This is a genomic window from Xenophilus arseniciresistens (assembly GCF_028023875.1).
Classification (GTDB): domain Bacteria; phylum Pseudomonadota; class Gammaproteobacteria; order Burkholderiales; family Burkholderiaceae_C; genus Xenophilus; species Xenophilus arseniciresistens.
The window spans coordinates 149,022-171,803 of sequence record NZ_JAQIPB010000002.1 but is presented as its reverse complement, the minus strand read 5'-3'; the positions used below and the strand labels follow the sequence as shown (position 1 = coordinate 171,803).

Sequence of the window (22,782 nt, the reverse complement as noted above, 5' to 3'; positions counted from 1 at the left end):
TCGGTTGCAGGGCTCCGGCCACACAGCGCAACCGGATGGAGGCAGTCTCAGAAAACGAAGCGATCCTGCTCAGGGTCGTTTTGCGTCCTCTTCAAAACGACCCTTCTCAAGCGGCGGGAGCTGTGCTAGGCGGCGATAGCCGCCGCGCATCAGCGCATCGCCGCGCCGCACCAGGCGGCGCACCTTGGAGCGCAGGCCGCCGTCGCTGTACCAGCCGGCCGCGGCGTCCGCACCGAACAAGCCCTCGGCCACGTCGCGCAAGGACGCGCCCGCCAGGGTGGCGTCGAGCGCCTGCAGGGTGTGCAGCTCCAGCAGCGCCGCAGGCGGTGGCCGGGGCCGCGCCATGGGCGTAGGTGTGTCGGGTGCGTGCGTGGTGCTGCGATCGCGGTGGGCGTAAGCCACCGCCATGCCGTCCTCGAGGCCAGGCGCCAGCGCATAGCGCTGGCAAAGGCCGGGGCTGCGCGCGATCAGCGCCAGACCCTTGCCGTCGTGCAGCAGCTGCTTGTGGCCGGGGATGCGCCAGAACGCGAAGGCGGTGGCCTCCGGAGGCGGGTCGGCATCCGGGTGAAGCTGCACCACGGCCTCATGGCCGGGGAGCCAGGCAGGATGCGCGTCACGCGCATCCAGGGTCGGGTCTTCCAACAAACGCAAGCCCCAATGATGCGCAGCGTCGGGGCGGCGCGCACGGCGCAGCCAGTCGATCCGATAGTCGGGATGGCGGCGCAGGTACTCCCAGGCCAGTGCGAGCGTGTCCAGACATAGGACGTAGAGGTAGGCGGCGGTCGGATACCAGTGCGCGAGGTGGTGCGGCTCGGCCATGACGCAAGCTCCCGTAGAGCAGGACGGCCGTCACCGGTTTCACACGCAAACGTCACCGCATCAAATTAGCATCCAATCGTGAATAAGCTGGTAAATTGGTAACTTGCGTATCAAGACGAAATGCATCCGATGGGTTGCATGAGTCGTCTGAATGCGACGGTGGCGCGCGAGGAAATGCGGCCTCCTGCGATATCCACGGTGCCCGATGCCACGGCCGGCATCATGACCGTTTGCGTCACGATGGCACCGGTTTGGTGCAACAGTGCGGACTAAGACCTGATGGGTCTGGAGCAAGACCGAAATAGTCTCAATGCGCCCGGCTTGGCCTGGGCGCGAACGGCTCAATCAAGGATGGAGCCGTTCTCCTGGGCCAGCCGCAGGTACTTCGACAACGGGCGCACCGCCCGGAAATACCGGTCCCGCATCACGGGCTGTTTGCTTGGCCCGACGATGGATGCGAGATCGGACAGCTTAATTTTGCCCAGCTCGGGCATGCCGATCCCCAAGTCGATCAGGCCATGGGCCGTATCGCCGTCGACGGGGTCGAGCGACACCAGCAGCCAGGTGGCGTGTGCATCCGGCGTGAACAGCCGCACCACGGGCAGCGGGTCGATGACCCGGCCAGCGGCGCGGGCCTGTCCGTGTTCCAGCAACAGCCTGCGCTCGTCCTCGGTGATGAGCTGGTTCATGGGCGTCCCCTCATCCGCACAAAACCGCCGAAGCGTGAAAGCGCAAAACCGCATTGGCGGGTTTGTGGAAAGGCACGGACGCGGCTTTGCGCTTCTGTGAGAAGCCGCAGATACGGATTTCCGTAAAAGCACGTAAGCGGCAGGCGAGCATAGTTGAACACTATAGATTGTAGTCCTATAGGGCGCAATCGGCTGTCATCTTGGATTTTGGGGAGATCCAGGGTTGGCAGCGAAACATACATTGTCGGAGGCACTAAAGACCATCAGGAAAGCGCGTGGATTGAGCCAGGAGGCGTTCTCCGACGTGTCCAGCCGCACCTACATGAGCACGCTGGAGCGCGACCTCAAAAGCCCCACCTTGAACAAGCTGGCCGAGCTGTGCGAGGTCATGGAGGTGCACCCGCTCACGCTGCTGACGCTGGCCTATGCCGGCGACGACCTGCAGCAGGTCGATCAGCTTCTGGTGCAGGTGCGCCAGGAGTTGGAGACTGTGGCGAAGAAGAGTGACACGCCATAGCCCGCGTCGGCGCTGGCATGGCCGATCCGGCGCTGCCGGTTCGGGGACTGCAGGGGCGCCAAGCCCTGCGCGGCGGGGATAGGCCGCAGGGCTTTCCCCTGGAGGCAAGCGAAGCGCGCAGCGCCGCAGGCGCGAAGGCGTGAGGGATTGGAGCCGGATGGCCGTGACGGCGAAGTCGGCACGGGGCGCAGCCCGTAAAGCCCGGCGGTGCAACGCACCGACACGCCCGGCCAGCGCTTGCAGCGGGCAACTCAACACATGCGAAAGCGGCTCGACACGGCGCAGCCTTGGCGATGGTGTTGCTGATGTTGCCTCCTTGAGTGCCGCGAAGGCAGCACTGCGCCCCGCCACGTGGGCGGGACGCTGGCGGCTGTCAGGCCGCCTGGGGCTTGCTGCGCGACCAGATCAGGTCGTGCGTGCCGTCCTCGCCTTCGATCAGGCGGGCGTAGACCGTGGCCGGAAACGAAGGATCGTCGATGGTCACGGAGATGTACTCCCGCCCGGCCTCGCTGGTCTTCTTCCACGCCGCTCCGATGTCGTGGCTGGCGGCCTGCAGGCGGAAGTCCGGGGCCTTCTCGTTGTCGCCCTTGTCGTTGGGAACCAGCTTGACCTTGACGTTGAGCGTCAGAGTGCGAAGCGTGCCGGTGAAGCCGTCTTTGTCTGCGGTGAAGGTGCCGATGTTGGCCATGATGGATCTCCTTTTGGTGGAACAAGGTTCGCGCCCATCGCGTCCTTGTTGTGATCCGGCCGGCGAGGGACGGGCGGGCGGCACCGCTTGCGGTCGCAACGCAGTGGAGAACCGGGAGGCGAAAAGAATTTGTCCCGCGAGGAATGCGCGCAGCGCAGGGGAAATTGTTTTCGCTGGACGGTTGCAGCCATGAAGCCCGAGGCGCAGCCGCGCCACCGCCAGGATTCACAACAACACAAGGACGCCTTGGGCCGAAGCGCACCGAAAGGAGACAGGGCCGACTCGGCATCCCCGCACAAAGGCTGCACCGGCTCGCCCACTGACGCGTGCCAGGTCAACCACCCGACGACAAGCGAGAACGCCCCGGCCGCACCTTGCGGCGCCGGTCTTGGGGCGTGGCGCGGAAGCTCCATAGCGATGCCGGGCGGGATGTCCGTGAACCGTCCTTCGTGACGTGATGGGCGAGAACCGCCAGCGTTGAGCACGGCAGGCATTCGCACAACCTGCCACAGCAAGCCACGGCGCACCCACCGAGCACTGCACATGCGGCGGGGCGCCGGCCGGGCCGATTCGGCTCAGCCGGTTCGGCGGCGTCGAGGGGCGCCAAGCATCGCGCGGCGGGGATAGCCCGCAGGGCTTTCCCCCGGAGGCAAGCACAGCGCGCAGCGCCGCAGGCGCGAAGGCGTGAGTGGATTGAAGCCGAATGGCCGTGACGACGAAGGCGGCACGGGGCACAGCCCGAAAGCCCGGTGGCGCTGCGCGCCGACACGCCCAGACCGTTCTATATTTTCAGTAGGGAACGCAGAACACCATGACCATCCAGATCCGACACGAAACCCCGGACGACATTGCCGCCATCGAAGCCGTGACCATTGCCGCCTTCGCCAATGCGCCGCACACCAGCCACACGGAGCAACTCATCGTGCGCGCGCTGCGCGACGCAAGCGAGCTGACGCTTTCCATCGTAGCCGAAGAACACAGCCAGGTCGTCGGCCATGTGGCCCTGTCCCCCGTGACCATCACCGAAAGTCACGGCCATAAGGCCAAAGGCTGGCACGGCCTGGGGCCAATCTCCGTCCTGCCGCAACGGCAGGGACAAGGCGTCGGCTCGCGCCTGATGCAGCAGGCGCTGGCCGAACTGCGAGACATGCAGGCCGCAGGCTGCGTGCTGCTGGGCGATCCCGCGTACTACGCGCGCTTTGGTTTCCAGGCCCATGCTGGCCTGCAACTGCCGGGCGTGCCGCCCGGCTATTTCATGGCAGTGGCCTTCTATGGGCCAATGCCCGAAGGCATCGCGCAGTACAGCGATGCCTTCAACGCCGCCGCCTGAGTGCCAACGAAGGCGGCGGCGTGGTGTTCTTGATGGGCTGTTCGGATTCAACACCGGGCGCGGCCACTGCCGTGCCCGGATTTTTGAATCCACCGGCCCCAGCGCGAAACGCTGGGGCCGGTGCTGGCGTCATTCCTTGGTTTCGATGATCCACCACACGGCGCGCTGCAAGGCGCGGCCCGTGATGGGGTGAATGTCGGTGAGGTCGGCATGGGCCGTCCAACCCGAGGGCGGGCGGTAGCCGCGCACGTCGCCATCGCCGTGCCAGCGGCGGGCGCGCACCGTGCCGGGAGCGTAGATCGCCGCCATGCGCGGGTGGCTGGTGGTGGTGCGGGTCATGGGAATTTCTCCTTGCAGCGAAGCGCCCCGGTTTAGGCCGGGGCGCTTGCCTTCGGCACGGGTCAAGCGGCCAACGCTTCGGCGGGTTCACCCGCCACGGTGGTGACTGCCTCCGCACCGTCCTGCGAGCCTTGCTCGGGCACGCCATCCATCTTGAAAATGACGGGCATCCAGCCCTTGCCGTTCACCAGCCGCTCGGCCTCGCGGGCAATGTCGGCCTTCTTGAGCTTCGCCAGCCGGTTGACGCTCTCGGGCGCGAATTCGCCCACGGCTTGCAGAACGGCCGCCTTCGGGACATGCTTGAAATAGCCTTCCGCAGTCGGTTGCCACCACGCGGCCATGTCGAGGCCCACGGCCTGCGCCAGTTCTTCGCCCGGCTGCTGCGCCGTGGCGCGCAGCGTCACCACATCCACCGTGGATGCCACGCACACGGCCAGTAGCTTGACCAACTCGCCTTGCCCCATCGCCAGCAGCGCGGCGAACAGTGCGGCGCTGTCCTCGGGCAACTTGCCGCCCCACGTCTGCTGCGATTCGCGGAGCGCTACGGCGGCGGGAGACTCGGGCCAGTCCGGTGCCATGCCTTCCAGCCGGTCTTGAATTTTCAGGCTCACGCCCAGCGGCATATCGTGGCCGTAGTAGCGGCCCTGAAAGACGGTCTGCACCATGCCATGCACCAGCACGGCCAGCGCCACCTGTGGATGCTGGGCCACCTCGATTTGCAGCGCCGCCGTGCGGTGCGCGCTCAGGCGTTGGGCCAGCCGGTCGGAAATCGCTGCGGCCTTGGGCTGCACGTCTTCCTCGCCTTCGTCATCGTTCGCGGCGTCCGGGTCGCTAAAGCCTTGGCGCAACTTCTCCAGCGTGCGAAGGGCTTTCGCCTCGGCCTCGCGCAGCAGCCCTCGATGAATCACGGCCTCGCCGTTGCGGTCGATGGTGACGATGGCACCGGCTGCGGCCTTCACATTCGCGCCGTATCCCTGCAAGCCTTCTTCCAGTGCCTGCAACTGCTCGCTCAGGGCTTCGCCTTCCTCCTGCAAGGCATCGGCCTTGTCCTCGTCGTCGGCGTCCATCGCGGCATCCACCGCTTCGGCCACCTCCTGCATCTTGGCTTGCAGCTTCTCGATGCGCTGCGCTTCGCGCTTGTTGGGTTCGCGCCGCTCCCTCGGGGCGCGCTGGAAGGCGTGCAGGTCGGCATGGGTCATGCCCGGCGTGGCATCGGCCCAAGCCCAGCCCTCGGCCTTCACCTCGGCGGCGATGCCGGTCAGCTTGTCTTGCGCCAGCCGTTCCAGCAGTGCGGCGTCGGTCAGATACACGCCCGCATCTCCTTCCGCGAACAGGTCACGCCGGATACCACCGCCCGCCTGCTCGTAGGCGTCCAACCCAACGAAGCGCACCAGCGGATGCCGGTAGGCGTCAATCTCGCGCTCGGTCAGACGCTCGCGCAAGTGCGAGGGGTGACGCTGCCACTGTGGGGCGTCGTAGTAGGCGGCTTCCTGTGCCGCGTGGTCATCCGTCCCGGCCAGGGCCATCAGTTGGTCAAGGCTCACGGCATCGGCGCGATAGTCCTCCATCAGGCGCGGCGAGACATTCGCCAGCTTCAAGCGGCGCTGCACCACCAGCGGCGTGACGGAGAAATCCGCTGCAATGTCCTCGATGGGACGGCCTTCGGCCACCAGCGCGGCGAACGCCTCGAACTGGTCAGCCGGGTGCATGGCTTCACGCTGCACGTTCTCGGTGAGACTGGCAGTGCGGGCCGTGCCATCGGCCACTTGCAGGCAAGGCACCTGCCAATCCTTGGCGATGCGGTGTTTCTTCGCCAGCAGCTTCAAAGCTGCGAGGCGACGGCCACCGGCCACCACCTCGTATTGCAGGCCATCGGCGGCGGGAATCACGATCAGGTTTTGCAGCAGGCCCACGCGCTGGATGGATGCGGCCAGTTCAGGGATGGACATGCGCGGGGTCTTGCGCACGTTGCGGCCCGTGGGGCGCAGCACCAGACGCGACAGCGGCACCAGGATCATGTGCTTGCTCGGGTCGGCGGCTTGCAGCACGTTCGCGGCGCTGTTGGCTGCGGTCTGGACGGCGCGGGCTTCGGTGGTGGTGGTAACGGCGTTCATGGTGAATCTCCAAACAAGTGAAACAAGGGAATGGAGGGGAAACCGCCCCTCCGGCGGGAAAAGCGCCAGAGGGGGTCAGGCTTTGAGAGCACGCATGCCATCGGCCAGCAGCCACAGGGCGCGGTTCAGGCGAATGTCCGAATCAATGCCCTGCACGGGGCGGGTCTGCTGGCGGCGTCCGTTGGTGCTGCGCCCGGACAGGCCGCCCTTGGTCAAGTTCTCCTGCGTGCGGTTGAACACGCTCCACAGGTCGGGGCGGCGGTCGTCGAAGCGGCGCGGCATCAGGATTTGTGATTCCGAGATCGGTGCGGGCTTGGTCGGGTCGTCGTACTTGAGGGCCAGCGCGGCGCGGGCGAACACTTCCGATTCACCGGCGTCCAGCGTGATGGCCTGCATGGATTCGCGCGATTCCTGCGCATGCTCGAAGCCACCCAGCACCTGATAGGCTCCCTCGATGACATGCCCGGCTACGTCGCCTTTGTGGGGCACGCGCACATCGCCCACGGTGTCGCCGCAGACAAGGCCATTGCTGCACACGAAGCGGAACATGCCGCCCAGCAATTGATAGCTGCTCGTGCCGTCGTGCGAGTTCAGCAGGATGATTTCGTTGGCTTCGCGGGCGTTGATCTGGTTGGCATGGCGCAGGCGCAGCATGTGTTTCGTGTGCTCGCGCCGGCCCTCGTTGCGCACGCGGGTCTGGCACACCATGAAGGGTTGAAACCCTTCCTTTCGAAGCTCGGTCAACACGGCAGCCGTGGGGATGTAGGCGTATCGCTCGGAACGGCTCTCATGCGGGGCATCCGCGAAGATGGACGGGGCCACCTTGCGAATCTGGTCATCGGACAGAGGGGTTTCGCTGCGCAGCGCGGGGGAGTGGGAAGCAAAACGGGTTGCAAGCATGTCGTTCTCCTGAACAAAAAGGCTGTTGAAGAAAACCGCACACCGGATTCCTAGATTCGGAGCCCAGCCTTTCGGCTGTTCGGTGCGGTCGGCACGAGGAACCCGGTTGGCCCTGTTGCCACCGTCTTTCCTGAGTTCATCGCCCGCGACGGTCAGGAGCGCGCGGACGGGGGCCGTCAAGGAGACAAGCGCAGGGTTGGTGCGGCCCGCAGGCGCAGCCGAGGACACGGCCCTGCGCGCCTTGACGGCACATGGCCGCGGGCTACAGTCGCGAGCAAGGTGATGGAGTCAGGAAAGACGGCTGAACAAGGCAACGGCCATCCTTGTGTGCCGACCGCACGGCAAGCGAAGCGCGCAGGCCCGGATCTGGAAGCCGGGCCGGAGGCGTCAGTCGAGCAGCGCGAGGGAACGATGGAAGCCCGATAGGGGCGAGACGCCGAAGGCGGCTCGATGCGCAGCACGACAGCGCGACCGGCCATCTCCCAGTTGGCCGGGGACGCCCTGACTTCAATGCTCGATGAAAACCACGCCCAGGACGAACTTTATGCACAAGGCATAGAGGGAGTTGGCTCTGCTGTTGAAACTGCGGTTGGTTTCTGGCCGATCCGGCGCAGCCGGTTCGGCGGTCTTCGAGGGGCGCCAAGCATCGCGCGGCGGGGATAGCCCGCAGGGCTTTCCCCTGGAGGCAAGCGAAGCGCGTAGCGCCGCAGGCGCGAAGGCATCGGCATCGGACGCAGCAAAAGAAAAAGGCGCGTCGTCCTCTCGGGCGACGCGCCAGGTTGCCAACGCGCGATCAGTTCGCCGCCGGCGACACCATCGCTTCAAGCTGCTCGATGACGCCCGGCTCGACGAAGACGCAAGGCTGGTTGGCCTCGATCGGGACGTTGAACATCTTGGAGAACACGTGACGCTTCAGGTGCGCCAGCCGGCCCGTTCGATAAGCCTGCTCGGGCTTCACGCTGCCATTCGGCGAGCCGCTGCGCTGCGGGTCGCATTCGACCAGCGCGACGAAATCATCGTCGGCCAGCTTCTGGTGTTCGGCGCACAGACCCCAGCCTGTCGTCGTGTGGCGCTCCATGCTCGCGCGCAGGCGCTTGTCGAGCAGGATGGCGCCGGTGTCGAAGGCCACGCCGCAGACCAGGCAGACGTGTTGTTCCATCGAAACGTGTGATTTGTCGTTCATGACGATCTCCGGTTGCTCGGGCGGAATTGCCCGGAACCGTCGTCAGCACGGCGCAGTGCAAGCAGTCAGGGGTCGCAGACGGCCGCCAGGACGCAAGCGCGCAAGGCGCGCGCCGCCCTTGACGGCGAGAACGCCGTGATACGGTGAAGGAGACAGCAAGGCCGCCTACCGACCTCCATCGAAGGCACGGACAGGCAAGCGCAGCGCGCAGGCCCCAAGGGCCGGAGGCGTCAGGGATGCGGTAGGCTGGCGAAGCCAGTCCCTTTAGGGATGAGCGGAAAGCGAACCTGGAGAAGCCCGGCCCGCGACGCGGGGACGCACAGAAACATGGCGCCCCGAATTACTTACGGTGCAGGGCTCGTTGCATGCGGGAACAAACCGTACCGACCATGATGAGGGTTCTTACCGAACATCAGTGATTGCTCGCGTTTCATGATCGAATCAGGCGGGTCGGTGTTCTCGACCACGATGACCTGTGTGTCGTTGGGCAATGCTTCAAGGTAGGCGTAGAACTTCTCCTGAAGGTCCGTGCCGGTCAAATCATCTTCTGTTCCATCGGGTTCTCGATACGCAAGCAAGGGAGAGTCGAGAACGACAAATCCTGTGTGCGGCGTCTGACGCGCGCGGCAGAAGGCGAACAACCCGAGAGTGAATGCCGCATGTGTAATGGCACGAAGGCCCTTGCCGAACGCGCTGCGAGACTTCCCCGCAATGACAAGATCGCGCGTTTTGGAGTCGAAGTACACATCTCCGACCTCGGGGAAATGCCAGCCCGTCAGGATGCTCTCGACAGTCTTGGCAAAGCCATGAGCTACGGTAGTGGGGATGTCAGCGTTGGTGAGAGTTCCGGCCTTCTCATCGTCGGCGCCCTTCTCAAGATCGGCGCGGCGTCGTTCCATATCTTGCACCGTGGCATAGAGTCCCAGCGCCTCGCGCACCTCGGCGCGCTTGTCGGCAAAATCGGAATAGGATTTTCGAAGGGTTGAAAGCTTTGGTGCGATCAGCTCTTCAACCGCCGAAGAGATTGATGCCAGTTCTTGGACTACGTTGGGCATCTTGCGGTCAAAGTTGCCGCTCTCGCGTTCAAGGCTATGCACAGTCGCTGCAAGCTCAGCGCGCAAGACCTCGATTTTGTAAATCTCCTGTCGTGCTGCCTGAACAACGGCGTCAATGTCTCCATTGCATTCAGCGTCGGTGCGGTGATGTGTGGGCTCCGCACCGCAGAGGGGGCAGTACCCGGAGCCCAGTACGTTGAATAAGGTTCCGCCTTCCTCGATAGCGCGCAGCCGTTCGATATCGGATGCGTAGTGCTTATCGAGAAGGCTGAACCGCTCAAGCATCGCCCCGACCTCTGCACGTCGCTCACGGCTTTCTTCCAGCTTCTTGCGCAGTTCGCGCCGCTTCCCAGCGGCCTCCTGAAATTCGGCTTCAGTGGTATTTACCTGGACTGCCTGCTGACGGAGCGAGACATCAATCTTCTCTAGCTGCTCCTCCAACTCCTTCGGACTCTTGGTCAATTCCTTGAGCCGCTCACGGTAATCGTCGAGCAGTTGGTCAAGAAGTTTCAGTTGCGCCTCACGCGACAGTTCCTCTGGCTCACGCTTATTGCTGGCGACCAGCGCAGAGTCATCCGTGCCAGTCAAAAGCAACTTGAACGTTGCGAGATTCGGCGTGTTGGCGATGGGATTGCCGTCAAAGAGCGGTGAGCTTTGTTGTGTGATTTCCGTCTCGTTGACGATCATCAGGCGCGCAATATTGCGAAAGCTCAGGCTGTTGGTTTCGTTCTTGGAGTTCCTGCGGACACGCTTGCCACCAAGGCCGCACAAGCCCAACAAGAACGAAGACAGGTTTTCGTCATTCTTGTCGCTGTGCTGTTCATCAAGCTGCTTGTACGGAATATCGGCCGCAGGTGGCGTCTGATGTAAGTCTTCGTAGAGTCGAAATCCACCACCGTCCATGCTGCGCCAGAGCGTGAAGGCCTTCCCGTCCAGCGTCTCAAGACCCAGAAGAATGAGGTCGTAACCGACACGCTCAGGAATGTCGCGCAAGGGCGGCTTGCCGCCGAGCATGAAGTCGATGGCTTCGACGATGAAAGATTTTCCAGTGTTCGATGCGCCATAAATGACATTCAGACCGGGGCCGAAAGTCACGGTTGCGGGCGGCTTCTGCGGGCCGAAAAAGCCGAGGAATCGCAAGCGGATGCCGGGAGTAGCGGCCGTCATGCTTTTTCGCCCCCCAAGCTCCGCTCGACCTGTTGGAATTCCTCGACCCACTTGTCAAAGAAGCGGCGCATGACACCCTTGAATTGTTCGTCAGTGAGGCCGCCGAGGGTTTCGACAAGCCAGGTGGCTCGATCCTTCAGGGCCAACAGATAGCTCGACGAAACTGACGAAAGGAACGTTTCAGCGCTTTCGCCCGCACCATATTTAATGCCATCGGGTGTGACTTCGCGCTCTACGAGATCTCGGGTCATCATGAGAAGTAGCGATTGCTCGACCAGCTTGCGGCGCACCAGCAATTCAGCCGAGTGCATCGGCGTCGGTGGATGCAAATTGTCCGGGCCGTTGATATCGCCTGTGTGGACAAGAAGGTAGTCAAGGGCGACAAGTCGCTGAAGGTCGTAGGTCTGCGGAAAGGCGGCTGCCAGAATTGACACCGCGCGGATACCGGCCTCAAGCGGCCCATTGAATGTGATCGGCTTGCGTTCCAGGCTCATGATCGTGTCCACCGCAGGCGATCCTCATTCGCGAGTTGATGGCAGATTCCATCTCTATCTTTGGGGTTCGTACAGGTGATGAGGGCGTTCGCCGTGATTTGCATATCGCGAGCAGCCTTGGTGACGGCACAGACCTTTTCGTAGCCATCAGCATGGTTCGCGTCGTGCGTGTCGATGACGCCGCCGTGGATGTCATCGAGCAAGGATTCAAAGGTGCCAGGCGGCACACTATCGCGGGCAAAGACGCGCAGCGACTCCGCCTCATAGAACGCTTCGCGCTGGCGACGGAAATGATCCTTGAGCTTTGGTACGGACAGGGCCGAGGGATGGGTCACGATCGACCCCGTGTGCTCGCCATATGCGCCGAGCAATTGCGTCACATAACGGCTCTCGGTGGCGGCGACTTCCTGGGGCGGCTTTTCGGAAGCAGGCCGCGCTGGTAACCCACCGCCAAAGCGCGCTGTATGAACCGGCGTGGCGCGGTGATCGTCAACAAGTTGGAGCGCTGTCTTGGCGTCGAAGATAGAGAAGTCGAAGGCATCCACATAGGCGCGGAGCGTTGCATCGAGCGGCACCGCTTGTGTGCCCGTGATCTCGTCCTTTACGTGCTTGTCCCAGTTGGCAATCAGCTCTTCGCGCAGCTTCGCAGCGTTCGCCAACAGGCGACTGAGCGATGTGCCCGCGCCTCGGGGGGCAACAAAGTAGTAATGACGGGGTGCGGCGTACTCACCGCTGTACGAGTACCAGATGACCTTGCCGAACTCAACCCAGACATCGCCGGGCCTAAGGGCGTGGTCATAGTGCTTGCACTGGTAGTTATCCCATACACCCTTGAGGCGCTTGTCGTCGGCGAATCCGGCAATGTCAATTCCCATGTCGCCAGCACCCGAGAAGCGTTGGACATATTTGTACTTCGCCGGGAGACAGTAGTAGGCCCACTCTTCGACGAAGCCTTCCCACTCGTCTGGCGAGTAGGTCAACAGCCTTTGCTGTGGTGGAATGACGGGACCGTTCGCCACCTGCGCTGCGGTGACCGCGGTCGTGGGACTCGACGGCTTGTTGATGTTTTTCCAACTCGCCGTCATAACGCACCTTCTCCTTGGCCATCATGAGGACGGAAGTACGGGTTCTTGTGTATCTGCGCCGCCTGGACTTTTTTCGTGAAGAACTCTGCGAGGTCGTCCTGTTGTTCGAGTAGATGCACCAGCTCTTGCAGAGTCGAAAGAATCAAGACCTTGTGTTGCAGGAACTCACGTACCGTGTGAATCGCGGGATCGGTGTAGTCACTGGCAGAGATGAAAATGCCTCGAACCTCTGCGCGCGACATGAGACGAACAAGATGCTCTGATATCTCGGGTTTTCCCACCGGGTTGCGATACCACTTCATTTCAACGAAGTACAAGGTGCTACCAAGCTCAATCACGCCGTCGATCTGCTCAACGATCCCCTCCCCAGCATTGCCGACCAAATGGAAGGCTTTGTGAATGAGAACGCCATAGGCTTGGAAGAGATTGTTGAGAGCGGTCTCCAGCATCTTGCCGCGTTCCTGTGCCGTCGCTGAAGTACCAAACAGCGCATACAAACCCTGCTTGGCATTCTCGATCCTGGAAGTGCGCTCGCGCTTCTCCGCAGCGATTCGCTGCGTCTCAGCGAGGCGCGCTCGCCGTTCTTCTTCACGAGCGTTGTTCATTCGTGTGAAGGCATCCTTCTGATTGACGACTTCACGGATGCTGGCGACAAGGCCCTTGGCCTTGAGCTGATCGTCGGGCCAGCACGAATCGAAGTTTGCAAAGTCCACGACACGCCGCAGCACCTCACGTCGCTCGCGAAGAGCGGCTTCCCCCTTCGCGTTGAGGCGCTCCAGCACGGTGCGCACCATTTGGTACTTGTTGACGTCCTTTGGCGCGCTTCTCAAATGAGCGGCTATGTCCGCAGTCGTGGTGTCAGACACACCTGCGCCACGAAAGAAGACAAGCACATCTTGTTTGGATCGGTTGAGCAATGGGACAACATCCACCAGGAGATTGAACAGCTCCGGCGGATAGTGGAACGTGATGTCTGTAGCGGCATCGGTCACGCGATGCTCTCCTTACAAACACACCCACCACCGTGAGATAAGGTTTTGTTCTCCCCCGTCATAAGTCCTTTCCTATGCAGTCTTCACCTGCTTGTGGGCCTTATGGCCGCGAACGACCGGACCAGTAGGGAGCGCTCTGATGGCTAGCCCCGACTCAGCTTCCGCCAGTTCAAGGTCGGATTGCACTTGCAGGCTCATCCAGAATTGCGGGGTGTCCCCGAACCAGTGGGCAAGCCGCAACGCTGAATCGCCAGTAATCCCTCGCTTGCCATTGATGATCTGAGTAATCCTATTGGCGGGGACGCTAAGCTGGCGCGCCAACTCAGTCGGTGACACGCCAATGGCTTCCAGCCTTTGTGCGAGAACTTCACCCGGTTGATGGACTGCCGCAGTCATATTGACCTCAAAATGAACAGGCTATCGCCCCCTCGCTTCCCGTGATTCATCAGCGTTGGCGCGAGAGAATTGACGATGTACGTCAATCGTACATTACTTTTGCTTACTTGGGGCAACGCATGCGGTTCGGCAAGGGCCGGAGGCGTCAGGAATCAAGGCGAATGGCCGTGACTCGGCACGAGGCTCGGACGCAACCAGCGACGCCCGACGGAGGAACGCGAGGACGCTCAGCTATGGCTTGCGTTCTTTGTGGGAAAGTGCCGCGCGAGATTCGAGCAAAAGCCGCGTGCTCTCCAGCTTTTGCTGCAGCAGCTCGGCATCCGGTAGCACCATGCGGTAGTTCGCCGCCATCACCTTGGTGGGCAAGCCCTCCAGCGCGTACCTTGCCAGCGCATGGCCTTTGTCGGCGCACAGGATCAGGCCCACGGGCGGGTTCTCCTCGGGGTAGGCCCAGTGCTCCTTGGCGTAGTTGCAGTACATGTGCATCTGGCCCACGTCCGCATGGCTCAGGCTGCCCAGCTTCAGGTCGACGATGACCAGGCAGCGCAGCCGGCGATGGAACAGCAGCAAGTCCACCCGATACCAGGTCTGGTCGATACGCAACCGGCGCTGCCGCCCGATGAAGGTGAATCCCTCTCCCAGCTCCAGCAGGAAGTCTTCCAGCCGCCGGATCAAGGCGTCTTCCAGATCGGATTCCGAATACTCGTCCTTGAGGTCGAGGAACTCCAGCACATACGGGTCTTTGATGGCATCGCCGGGCGCGACGGAATCCTCGGGCTTGGCCACCGCGCCCTTGGCCAGCATCGCCGCCTTGTTTTTCGACAGCGCCGTGCGCTCGTAGAACTGGCTGCCGATCTGCCGATCCAATTGGCGCACGCTCCATCCGCCGCGCAGGGCCTCAGCTTCATAGAACTGGCGCGCATGCTCGTCCTTGACCGACAGCAGCCGCACGTAGGCCGACCAAGGCAGCGTGAAGACCTGTGCCAGCTCGTCAAGCCGCCACGGCCGCATGGGCTTCGGGGAAGATTTGCCAGACACTGTCTGGCGAATTGGCCGGGTCAGAAAGAATGATCGCATCTGCTGCAGGTTCTGGCGACTGAACCCGCGGCCGAACTGCCGTGTGAGGTCGCTGGACAGTCGCTCCATCAACTGCTCACCATAACCCGCACGCCGCTTGCCCTGTTGCTCAGCCTCCACGATGCGGCGACCAATCTCCCAATAGCTCGCCGTCATCAGTGCATTGACGCTGCGCGCCGCCGCCTGGCGCGCAGCGTCAAGCAGATCCACGATGCCGCTGTGGATGCCGGCGTAGCCGGCAGGCAAAGCAGCGGGTGCGGCTAGCACCGCCGCATGCGTCTTCCTGGTCATGCTGCTACCTCTGCGGGACGTTGCGCCTCAGCAATCGTCTTGCGCCGGTTCGCCACCAGTTCGGCGGCCTTTCGCACGGGATCATCCTCGGTATGGACGTAGCGCATGAACATCGCCACGGTCTTGTGCGCCGTCAGCGCCATGCCGACCTTGACCGGGATGCCCGAGTTGGCAATGTCGGTCGCCGAGCGGTGGCGGATACCGTGCGTGCCGACGTGCGTGGCGCCCGCCGCCTTGAGGGCGCGGCTCCAGCCGTTGTAATACTCGCCCGTGGTCAGATGCTTGCCCGGATGGCTCGGGGACGGGAGCACGTAGGGAATGCCTTCCGGCCGCGGCGCCGTCGCGAGCAGCCGATAGGCTACCTCGCTCATGGGCTTGGACATGCCGCCGGTCTTGCTGTCGGGCCAGATCACACGGCGGTTGTCCAGGTCCACCCAATCCCATTGGAGCGTCACGATTTCGGAGCGGCGGCCGGCGAACTCGAATTGCAGGCGGATCGCCAGCGGGATGACGTAGTTCTCCAGGCCCTCGGCCTCGATGTGCTCCAGTCGCCGAAACAGCTTGCCCATGTCCTCGTCGCTGATGAGGTGCGTGGCCTTGCCGTTGGGGTACATCGGGACGTGGCGGCAGGGGTTGGTGCCGTCCGGCCGGTGGCCCCACACCTCGGCCAGGTTGAACATCTTGCGCATCACGCTGAAAGCACGGTTGGCCTCGGCGGGCTTGTGGGCCATCTTCTTCATCGCTGTGGCCACGTCCGGCCGCTTCACGTCCTGCACCTTCAAACGGCCCAGCATCGGAACGATGCAGCGGTCGATGACGGCCTGATACCCGCGCTGGGTGCTGGGCTTGTTGCGCTGCTTGGAGTAGTCCTCCATGAACTTGGTGCACAGCTCCTTGACCGTGGGGGCTGAACGGGCGGCGGCCTTGGCCGCGCTGGGGTCGCCGCCTCGGCGAACCTCGGCCAGCCATTCTTGGGCCAGCGAGCGGGCCTGTTCGACCGTCAGTTCCCCATACAAGCCCAGGGCGGGCTTGCGTCGCTCGCCAGCGTTCGTGCGGTACTGGAGCATGAACACCTTGCGGCCCGCTGGTGTAACCTTGCACAGGAAGCCGGGCACCAGCGTGTCCCGGAGTTCGATGGCCTGCGCTTGGGGTTGTGCCGCATCGACTGCGGACTTGGTGAGCTTGATTTTCGCCATGATGACTCCTCGGAAAAGACCCGATTCCCAGGAGCCTTGTAGGGGCCAGCAGAGGGGAAGCCAGGTCAGGTTTCGGAAAGCACCGGCATATGTTGAACTCGCCTAAGTTATTGATAAACCTGCTGTATCGGGCTTCGGCGTAGTCCAGCGAAGTTCGGTGCTGGAGTCATGGTGAAATGAAAAATGGCCCCCACGCTCCCCCGCTGCGCGAGGTCCGCTGCCCCCCGAGGGGGCTTTTTCATCTTGGGGCGGCCCGGCGATGAAAAAGGCGCCGCGCGCGGCGCCTTCAGCCTGGCGGCGCGCCGCCCTGGTCGTGCGCAGGCACCAGGCCCAGGCCCTGCGCCACGCGCAAGGCCGCCCAGGCGTCGTTGGCCGCATAGCGCAGCTGGCCTTCGCTGAGCACCGGGGTCGCCCAGTTGGTGGTGCTCTGCTTGCGCGACTTGGTGAAGCACTGGCCAAAAACGATGGCCACGGCGGTCTTGACGCCGATGCTCTGGCGATAGCCCTGGCGGCGAAAGGCGCTGTCCAGGTCCAGCACCGCTTGCGGCTCGATGCCCCAGCGCTCGCGGATCAGGCGCTTGTCGCCATCCAGGCCGAAGCCCACCTTGGTCAGCGCCGCGTCGGCCAGCAGCTCCAGCGCGAGCGCCAGGCAATCGCCCTGGTGCAGCTGGAACACCCAGGCCGCATCCGCACTGGCCAGTTGCAGCGTGTGGGGGCCCGTGGAGCGCTCGTCCTTGTGGAAGGTGGGCTTGGACTCGGTGTCGAAGCCCAGCCAGGCATGGCGACGGATCTGGCCTGCGGCCTGGGCCGCGGCTTGCGCGCTGTTCACGCGATGGATGTGGGCCAGCGGCAGCGGCGCGAAAGGGGGCAGGGCGGCGATCTGCTCGCGCGAGGGCGGCTGCGGCCGAGGGGGGCGCGGGCGTTCGGCGGCGCGGCTGGGCCGGGGCGTGGGGGGCGGCGGGTTGGCGCTCATGGCAGAACAGCAGCAGCAGGAGGCGGAAAAAAATGAGCAGGGCTGGCAGGGCAGCCGCACATGGCATGCGCCGGCTTGCGCCATGGCGCTAAAGTGCGCGCCATGCAACAAGAGCCGATGCGGATGGTAGTGATGGGCGTGTCGGGCTGCGGCAAGTCCAGCCTGGGTCGGGCCCTGGCACAGCAACGGGGCGTGGCGCTCATCGAAGGCGACGATTTTCATTCAGAGCAAAGCGTGGCCAAGATGCGCGCCGGCACGCCGCTGCAGGATGCCGACCGCGCCCAGTGGCTGCGTGTGCTGGGCGAGCAACTGGCCGCGCACCCGCAAGGCGTGGTGCTGAGCTGCTCCGCCCTCAAGAAGGCCTACCGCGCGCAACTGCGTGCCGCTGCGCCGGGCCTGCGCTTCGTGTTCCTGCAGATCACGCCGGAAGAGGCGCTGCGCCGGGTCAGCGCGCGCGCGTCGGCCCACATGTTCCCGGCCAGCCTGGTGGCCAGCCAGTTCGAGGCGCTGGAGTCACCTGAAGGCGAGCCGGGTGTGTTCACGGTGAGTGCCACGGCGCCCACCGAAGGCGCACTCCAGGCCATTGAAGCCTGGTGGGCGCGGGGCGCTGCCTAGCGCCTGTGCCGGCTTGCGGGGGGCCAGCCACGGGCGGCCGGCGGCGCTGACGGGCTTTGCCCAGGAAGCGGGCAGTTAACATGTGGCCCGGCCGGCGCCCTGCCGGCTGCCTTGGGGCACGCCTCGTGCCCTGTCCCTCCTGGCCTTTGGCGCACCGCCGCGCGGTGATGCGAAAGCGCCAGTCCGCCTTGCGCGGTGCCTGATCAAACCTGCCTTTGGGTCTTGAGCGCGCCGCGTGCCTTTGTGCCCCAGTCCGGGCCGAAGGGCTGCAACCGGGCCCGGCCCGCGCTGCAGGTCTTTGTCGCTCCGGCATCAGTCAGCGCCCTCGCGCGCGCTTTTTTTTCATCCGCATGACCCTGGCATTCCGCTGTCTCTCCCTTTCCATTTCCCGCAACCCGCTGCGCCGCTGCGTTCGCCCGCTGGGCGTCGTGCTCGCCGGCATCAGCCTGGCCGGCCTGGCACACGCGCAGTCCGGCGTCACCATCTCCGGCACCGTGGACATCGGTGTGAGCAAGAAGACCGGCTCGACGATGTACCTGGGCACCATCGGCCGCAGCAACCTGTCCTTCGCGGGCACGGAGGATCTGGGAGGCGGCCTGGCCGCGACCTTCAAGCTCAACACGCGCTTCGAGCTGGACACCGGCGAGCAGGAGAACTCCGATGCCCAGCGGCCCTACTGGAAGGCCGAGTCCACCGTCGGGCTCAAGGGCGGTTTCGGCGCCGTGCGCCTGGGCCGCGCGCTCACGCCGCTGTGGGAGCTGTCGTGGGCCTATGACGCCTGGTACAACAACGACCGCATCGCCTCGCCGCAGTGGCTGGGCTTTGCGCCGGACTACCTGTCGAACCCGCAGACCCGCGAGTACAGCCGCCTCAACAACGGCATCTTCTACGACTCGCCCAAGTGGAACGGCTTCAGCGCCCATGTCTCGGCGGCCGTGGAGCGCGACGAGGACGACCTGACGCGCGGCGTGAGCGGCGCCCTGCGCTACGAAGAAGGGCCGTTCTCGGCCATGCTGGGCGTGGAGCGCAACAGCCAGCGCGACCGCGTGGCCTTCGTGGGCGCGAGCTACCAGTTCTCGCAGATCAAGCTGATGGCCGGCTACAGCCATGTCAGGCTCAACCGCCAGGGCGAGATCTTCGGCGCCGACTGGGCCAACTGGGCTGCGGCCAGCAACCCCACCACCAAGCGCTCGGCCTTGACGCTCAGTGGCGTCTACACCGTGGGTGCGTCGAGCTTCAAGCTCGGGGTGGGCCGCGACTTCCAGGGCGCGACCGATGGCTTCAACTACATCGCCAGCACCTTCGCCAAGGCCGGCACGCACTACTCGGGGCCGATCACGCAGGTCAGCCTGGGCTACAGCTATGCGCTGTCAAAACGCACCAGCCTGTTTGCCGACCTGTCGCGCGCGCAGTGGAAGTTCACCGATGACCAGGGCCGGCGTTCGGCCATGGGCTATGCGGTGGGCATGACGCACTCCTTCTGAGTGCAAGCGCGGACGAGGCCTTCAGGCGGCCGGCTTTTTGCGCGAAGCCGCCTTGCCTGAAGCCTTCTTGCGTGGCGCCGTCTTGCGCGCGGCCTGCGCCCTGGCCAGCTTGCCGTTGGCCACGCGCAGGGCGGCCTCGAAGGATCGGCGCGACCACAGCGCCGCTTCGGCACGGTCCTCGAACACGGTCTCGGGCGCCTGCCAGTACGACATGGGCATCTGCCTGCCTTGCCGCTCGTAGGTGAAGGGCGCCAGGCCCAGCGCCTCGAAGTGCGGCTGCGTCTGCGCGTCGCACTTCAGGTAGAGCGTGTCGCGGATCACGATGGCGCACATCAGGCCGTCATGGAACACCCCATGGCCGCCGAACATGCGCCGCAGCTGCACCGGCCCGAGTGCGGCGAAGACTTCATGCAGGCTGTCGGCAAACTGGCTCATGGGGCATGCAGGCTACCGCGGCGCGAGCGCCTTGGCGTGGTGCGCGAAGTGGTCCGCGAGGAAGCTGGCGATGAAGTAGTAGCTGTGGTCGTAGCCCGGCTGCAGGCGCAGGGTGAGCGGGTGGCCCGCGGCTTCGCAGGCCGCCTGCAGCAATTCGGGCCGCAACTGACTGGCCAGGAATTCATCGGCCTCGCCCTGGTCCACCAGCAGCGGCAGCTTTTCCTGTGCGGTCTTCACGAGCTCCACCGCGTCCCACGCGTTCCAGCTGCTGCGGTCTTCACCCAGGTAGGCCGCAAGCGCCTTCTGGCCCCAGGGCACCTGCGTGGGCGCCACGATGGGCGAGAAGGCCGACACGCTCTGGTAGCGGCCCGGGTGGCGCAAGGCCGTGACCAGCGCGCCGTGGCCGCCCATCGAATGGCCGAAGATGCCGCGCGCTTGGCTGGCTGCAAAGTGCTGCTCGATGAGCGCGGGCAGTTCCTCGGCCACGTAGTCCTGCATGCGGAAATGCGGCGCCCACGGGGTCTGGGTGGCGTTCAGGTAGAAGCCTGCCCCCTGGCCCAGGTCGTAGGCCGGATCGTTGGCCACGCCTTCGCCGCGCGGGCTGGTGTCGGGCGCCACCACGATGAAGCCATGTTGCGCGGCCAGCGCCTGCGCGCCGGCCTTGGTGATGAAATTCTGCTCGGTGCAGGTCAGGCCCGAGAGCCAGTAGAGCACCGGGCACTTTTCACCGGCCAGGGCAGCCGGCGGCAGGTACACGCCCACCTTCATCGCCACCCCCAGCGTGGCCGAGGCGTGCTGCCACACCTCCTGCCGGCCGCCGAAGCTGGCGTGCTGTTCAACACGTTCCATGTCGAGCGGCCTCAGGCGTAGTGCACCACGGAGCGGATCGACTTGCCTTCGTGCATCAGGTCGAAGGCTTCGTTGATGCCCGTCAGCGGCATGGTGTGGGTGACGAAGGGCTCGAGCTGGATCTCGCCCTTCATCGCATCTTCGACCATACCCGGCAGCTGGCTGCGGCCCTTGACGCCGCCAAAAGCCGTGCCCAGCCACTTGCGGCCCGTCACCAGCTGGAAGGGGCGGGTGGAGATCTCCTGGCCCGCGCCAGCCACGCCGATGATCACGCTCTGGCCCCAGCCGCGGTGCGCGCATTCGAGTGCGGCGCGCATCACGTTCACGTTGCCGATGCATTCGAAGGAATGGTCCACGCCCCAGCCGGTCATCTCGACGATCACCTGCTGGATGGGCTTGTCGTGGTCCTTGGGGTTCACGCAGTCGGTGGCGCCGAAGGTCTTGGCCAATGCGAACTTGTCGGGGTTGGTGTCCACGGCAATGATGCGGCCGGCCTTGGCCTTCTTCGCGCCCTGCACCACGGCCAGGCCGATGCCGCCCAGGCCGAACACGGCCACCGTGTCGCCTTCCTGCACCTTGGCGGTGTTCCACACGGCGCCCAGGCCGGTGGTCACGCCGCAGCCCAGCAGGCAGACCTGTTCGGGGTTGGCGTCGGGGTTGATCCTGGCCAGCGAGACCTCGGCCACCACCGTGTACTCGCTGAAGGTGGAGCAGCCCATGTAGTGGTAGATGGGCTGGCCGTTGTAGGAAAAGCGGGTGGTGCCGTCGGGCATCACGCCCTTGCCCTGCGTGGCGCGCACGCTCACGCACAGGTTGGTCTTGCCGCTCTTGCAGAACAGGCATTCGCCGCATTCGGCCGTGTACAGCGGGATCACGTGGTCGCCGGGCTTGACGCTGGTCACGCCTTCGCCCACTTCCACCACGATGCCTGCGCCCTCGTGGCCCAGCACGGCGGGGAACAGGCCTTCGGGGTCATCGCCCGACAGCGTGAAGGCGTCGGTGTGGCACACGCCCGTGTGCGTGATCCTGACCAGCACCTCGCCCTTCTTCGGCGGGGCGACGTCGATTTCGACGATCTGCAGCGGTTCTCCGGCCTTGAAGGCGACGGCGGCTCTGGATTTCATGGATGGGTGCTCCTTGTTTGGGGGGAAGGTTGAACGCTTGGCGCGCAACGCCAGGCGTTCACTTGAGATACGTGCGCACAAGCGCGGTCATGTCCTGCACGCGCTGCGCCTGCCGCGCGTCGGCCGGGTCGGCGAACTCCTCCCGGATGTGCGATTCCAGCACCTCCGCCATCAGGCCGTTGACGGCGCCGCGGATGGCCGCGAGCTGCTGCAGCACGGCGCTGCAATCGGCGCCGGCTTCCAGCGCGCGCTCCAGCGCATCGGTCTGGCCGCGGATGCGGCGCACGCGCACGAGCGCCTTTTTCTTTTCGGCGGGGGAGTGGGGCATGGCCTGGAACTATACCCGGGGGGAGTATGTCGATCCAGTGTAGTCCTGCTTGCGGCAGCAGCGTGTGACAAAGCCGCCCGCGCTACCATGCCAGCCCCTTGTCCTGCTCTGCCTGCGTGCGCCTGCCATGAAGAAAAAGATCCTCGTCCTCAACGGTCCCAACCTCAACCTGCTGGGCACGCGCGAGCCCGCGCAGTACGGCCACCACACGCTGGCCGACGTGCAGGCCCTGTGCGAGGCCGCGGGCCAGGCGCGCGGCGTGGCCATCGAATGCCGCCAGAGCAACCACGAGGGCCTGCTGCTGGACTGGCTGCACGAGGCCGGGCGCGAAGCCGCCGCAGGCACGCTGCTGGGCGTGGTGCTCAACGCGGGCGCCTACACCCACACCTCGGTGGCGATCCACGATGCGATCAAGGGCGCCAACGTGCCCGTGATCGAGGTCCACATCTCCAACGTGCATGCGCGCGAGGCCTTCCGCCACCACTCCTACATCTCGCCCGTGGCCAGGGGCATCATCGTGGGCCTGGGCGTGCGCGGCTATGAGCTGGCCATCGATGCGCTGGCGCCGCTGAACCCTGCTGCGGCTGCCCAGGCCTGAACACGGCCTCGTTTACAAGGGGTCACGGAACTGCCGCACGCAGT

The 22,782-nt window shown here is 64.6% G+C and carries 24 protein-coding genes; 5 read left to right on the top strand and 19 right to left on the bottom strand.

Annotated elements, in window-relative coordinates:
- Positions 1–69: 69 nt before the first annotated feature.
- Both PGB34_RS05360 and PGB34_RS05355 read right to left on the bottom strand, forming a co-directional pair.
- Positions 70–819: a DUF2285 domain-containing protein gene (locus PGB34_RS05360; protein ID WP_271427051.1), complete on the bottom strand. Its 750-nt coding sequence runs from the start codon at positions 817–819 to the stop codon at positions 70–72.
- 341 nt (positions 820–1,160) lie between these two features.
- Positions 1,161–1,508, bottom strand: a complete 348-nt coding sequence (locus PGB34_RS05355; RefSeq protein WP_271427050.1) for a DUF2958 domain-containing protein — start codon at positions 1,506–1,508, stop codon at positions 1,161–1,163.
- 223 nt (positions 1,509–1,731) lie between these two features.
- Here PGB34_RS05355 and PGB34_RS05350 point away from each other — a divergent pair, with 223 nt between their 5' ends.
- On the top strand, positions 1,732–2,025 hold the full coding sequence (locus tag PGB34_RS05350; RefSeq protein ID WP_016452551.1) for a helix-turn-helix domain-containing protein: 294 nt from the start codon (positions 1,732–1,734) through the stop codon (positions 2,023–2,025).
- Between the two features lie 373 nt (positions 2,026–2,398).
- Here the strand turns inward: PGB34_RS05350 and PGB34_RS05345 are convergent, their stop codons facing one another.
- Positions 2,399–2,713: a DUF736 domain-containing protein gene (locus tag PGB34_RS05345; RefSeq protein WP_271427049.1), complete on the bottom strand. Its 315-nt coding sequence runs from the start codon at positions 2,711–2,713 to the stop codon at positions 2,399–2,401.
- 811 nt (positions 2,714–3,524) lie between these two features.
- On the opposite strand from PGB34_RS05345, the gene PGB34_RS05340 reads away from it, so the two are divergent.
- Positions 3,525–4,043: a GNAT family N-acetyltransferase gene (locus tag PGB34_RS05340; RefSeq protein ID WP_271427048.1), complete on the top strand. Its 519-nt coding sequence runs from the start codon at positions 3,525–3,527 to the stop codon at positions 4,041–4,043.
- Positions 4,044–4,172: 129 nt separating this feature from the next.
- Here the strand turns inward: PGB34_RS05340 and PGB34_RS05335 are convergent, their stop codons facing one another.
- The 12 genes from PGB34_RS05335 to PGB34_RS05280 all read right to left on the bottom strand — a co-directional run bounded on the left by PGB34_RS05335 (position 4,173) and on the right by PGB34_RS05280 (position 17,305).
- Complete coding sequence (locus PGB34_RS05335) at positions 4,173–4,382, bottom strand: hypothetical protein (RefSeq protein WP_017407760.1); 210 nt, start codon at positions 4,380–4,382, stop codon at positions 4,173–4,175.
- Positions 4,383–4,444: 62 nt separating this feature from the next.
- Positions 4,445–6,496 (bottom strand): ParB/RepB/Spo0J family partition protein, encoded by a 2,052-nt coding sequence (locus PGB34_RS05330; protein WP_035884633.1) that lies wholly within the window; start codon positions 6,494–6,496, stop codon positions 4,445–4,447.
- Between the two features lie 75 nt (positions 6,497–6,571).
- Positions 6,572–7,396, bottom strand: a complete 825-nt coding sequence (locus tag PGB34_RS05325; RefSeq protein WP_271427664.1) for a DUF932 domain-containing protein — start codon at positions 7,394–7,396, stop codon at positions 6,572–6,574.
- Between the two features lie 793 nt (positions 7,397–8,189).
- Positions 8,190–8,579, bottom strand: a complete 390-nt coding sequence (locus PGB34_RS05320) for a hypothetical protein (protein ID WP_017407442.1) — start codon at positions 8,577–8,579, stop codon at positions 8,190–8,192.
- A 344-nt stretch (positions 8,580–8,923) separates the two neighbouring features.
- Positions 8,924–10,801, bottom strand: coding sequence for an AAA family ATPase (locus PGB34_RS05315; RefSeq protein ID WP_271427047.1), 1,878 nt, complete (start codon positions 10,799–10,801; stop codon positions 8,924–8,926).
- Complete coding sequence (locus tag PGB34_RS05310) at positions 10,798–11,307, bottom strand: ABC-three component system middle component 2 (protein WP_017407440.1); 510 nt, start codon at positions 11,305–11,307, stop codon at positions 10,798–10,800. Before PGB34_RS05310 ends, PGB34_RS05315 begins: the two co-directional genes overlap by 4 nt.
- The gene (locus tag PGB34_RS05305) at positions 11,292–12,380 is read right to left on the bottom strand and encodes an ABC-three component system protein (protein ID WP_271427046.1); all 1,089 of its coding nucleotides are present in this window, start codon (positions 12,378–12,380) and stop codon (positions 11,292–11,294) included. Before PGB34_RS05305 ends, PGB34_RS05310 begins: the two co-directional genes overlap by 16 nt.
- Positions 12,377–13,372 carry a restriction endonuclease gene (locus tag PGB34_RS05300; RefSeq protein WP_271427045.1) on the bottom strand — a complete coding sequence of 332 codons (996 nt, stop codon included), beginning with the start codon at positions 13,370–13,372 and terminating at the stop codon, positions 12,377–12,379. Before PGB34_RS05300 ends, PGB34_RS05305 begins: the two co-directional genes overlap by 4 nt.
- Positions 13,373–13,444: 72 nt before the next feature.
- Positions 13,445–13,768, bottom strand: a complete 324-nt coding sequence (locus PGB34_RS05295) for a HigA family addiction module antitoxin (RefSeq protein WP_043855156.1) — start codon at positions 13,766–13,768, stop codon at positions 13,445–13,447.
- Positions 13,769–13,999: 231 nt separating this feature from the next.
- Complete coding sequence (locus PGB34_RS05290; RefSeq protein ID WP_026062901.1) at positions 14,000–15,136, bottom strand: PDDEXK nuclease domain-containing protein; 1,137 nt, start codon at positions 15,134–15,136, stop codon at positions 14,000–14,002.
- Entirely contained in the window at positions 15,133–16,332 is a 1,200-nt protein-coding gene (locus tag PGB34_RS05285; RefSeq protein WP_271427044.1) for a tyrosine-type recombinase/integrase, read from the bottom strand. Before PGB34_RS05285 ends, PGB34_RS05290 begins: the two co-directional genes overlap by 4 nt.
- Before the next feature lie 286 nt (positions 16,333–16,618).
- Positions 16,619–17,305 (bottom strand): 3'-5' exonuclease, encoded by a 687-nt coding sequence (locus tag PGB34_RS05280; protein WP_271427043.1) that lies wholly within the window; start codon positions 17,303–17,305, stop codon positions 16,619–16,621.
- Positions 17,306–17,407: 102 nt separating this feature from the next.
- Between PGB34_RS05280 and PGB34_RS05275 the strand changes: the two genes are divergently transcribed.
- A complete protein-coding gene (locus PGB34_RS05275) occupies positions 17,408–17,920 on the top strand; it encodes a gluconokinase (RefSeq protein WP_271427042.1) in 513 nt (170 codons plus the stop codon).
- Positions 17,921–18,270: 350 nt separating this feature from the next.
- Positions 18,271–19,404, top strand: coding sequence for a porin (locus PGB34_RS05270; RefSeq protein ID WP_271427041.1), 1,134 nt, complete (start codon positions 18,271–18,273; stop codon positions 19,402–19,404).
- A 21-nt stretch (positions 19,405–19,425) separates the two neighbouring features.
- Here the strand turns inward: PGB34_RS05270 and PGB34_RS05265 are convergent, their stop codons facing one another.
- Genes PGB34_RS05265 through frmR form a run of 4 tightly spaced genes read right to left on the bottom strand, consistent with a single transcriptional unit; the run spans position 19,426 to position 22,140 of the window.
- Positions 19,426–19,839 carry a TfoX/Sxy family protein gene (locus PGB34_RS05265; protein ID WP_271427040.1) on the bottom strand — a complete coding sequence of 138 codons (414 nt, stop codon included), beginning with the start codon at positions 19,837–19,839 and terminating at the stop codon, positions 19,426–19,428.
- Positions 19,840–19,851: 12 nt separating this feature from the next.
- Positions 19,852–20,688, bottom strand: a complete 837-nt coding sequence (gene fghA / locus PGB34_RS05260) for an S-formylglutathione hydrolase (RefSeq protein WP_271427039.1) — start codon at positions 20,686–20,688, stop codon at positions 19,852–19,854.
- An 11-nt stretch (positions 20,689–20,699) separates the two neighbouring features.
- The gene (locus PGB34_RS05255) at positions 20,700–21,812 is read right to left on the bottom strand and encodes an S-(hydroxymethyl)glutathione dehydrogenase/class III alcohol dehydrogenase (RefSeq protein WP_271427038.1); all 1,113 of its coding nucleotides are present in this window, start codon (positions 21,810–21,812) and stop codon (positions 20,700–20,702) included.
- Between the two features lie 58 nt (positions 21,813–21,870).
- Positions 21,871–22,140 (bottom strand): formaldehyde-responsive transcriptional repressor FrmR, encoded by a 270-nt coding sequence (frmR, locus tag PGB34_RS05250; RefSeq protein ID WP_271427037.1) that lies wholly within the window; start codon positions 22,138–22,140, stop codon positions 21,871–21,873.
- Between the two features lie 127 nt (positions 22,141–22,267).
- On the opposite strand from frmR, the gene aroQ reads away from it, so the two are divergent.
- Complete coding sequence (gene aroQ / locus PGB34_RS05245) at positions 22,268–22,738, top strand: type II 3-dehydroquinate dehydratase (RefSeq protein WP_271427036.1); 471 nt, start codon at positions 22,268–22,270, stop codon at positions 22,736–22,738.
- Positions 22,739–22,782 lie beyond the last annotated feature (44 nt).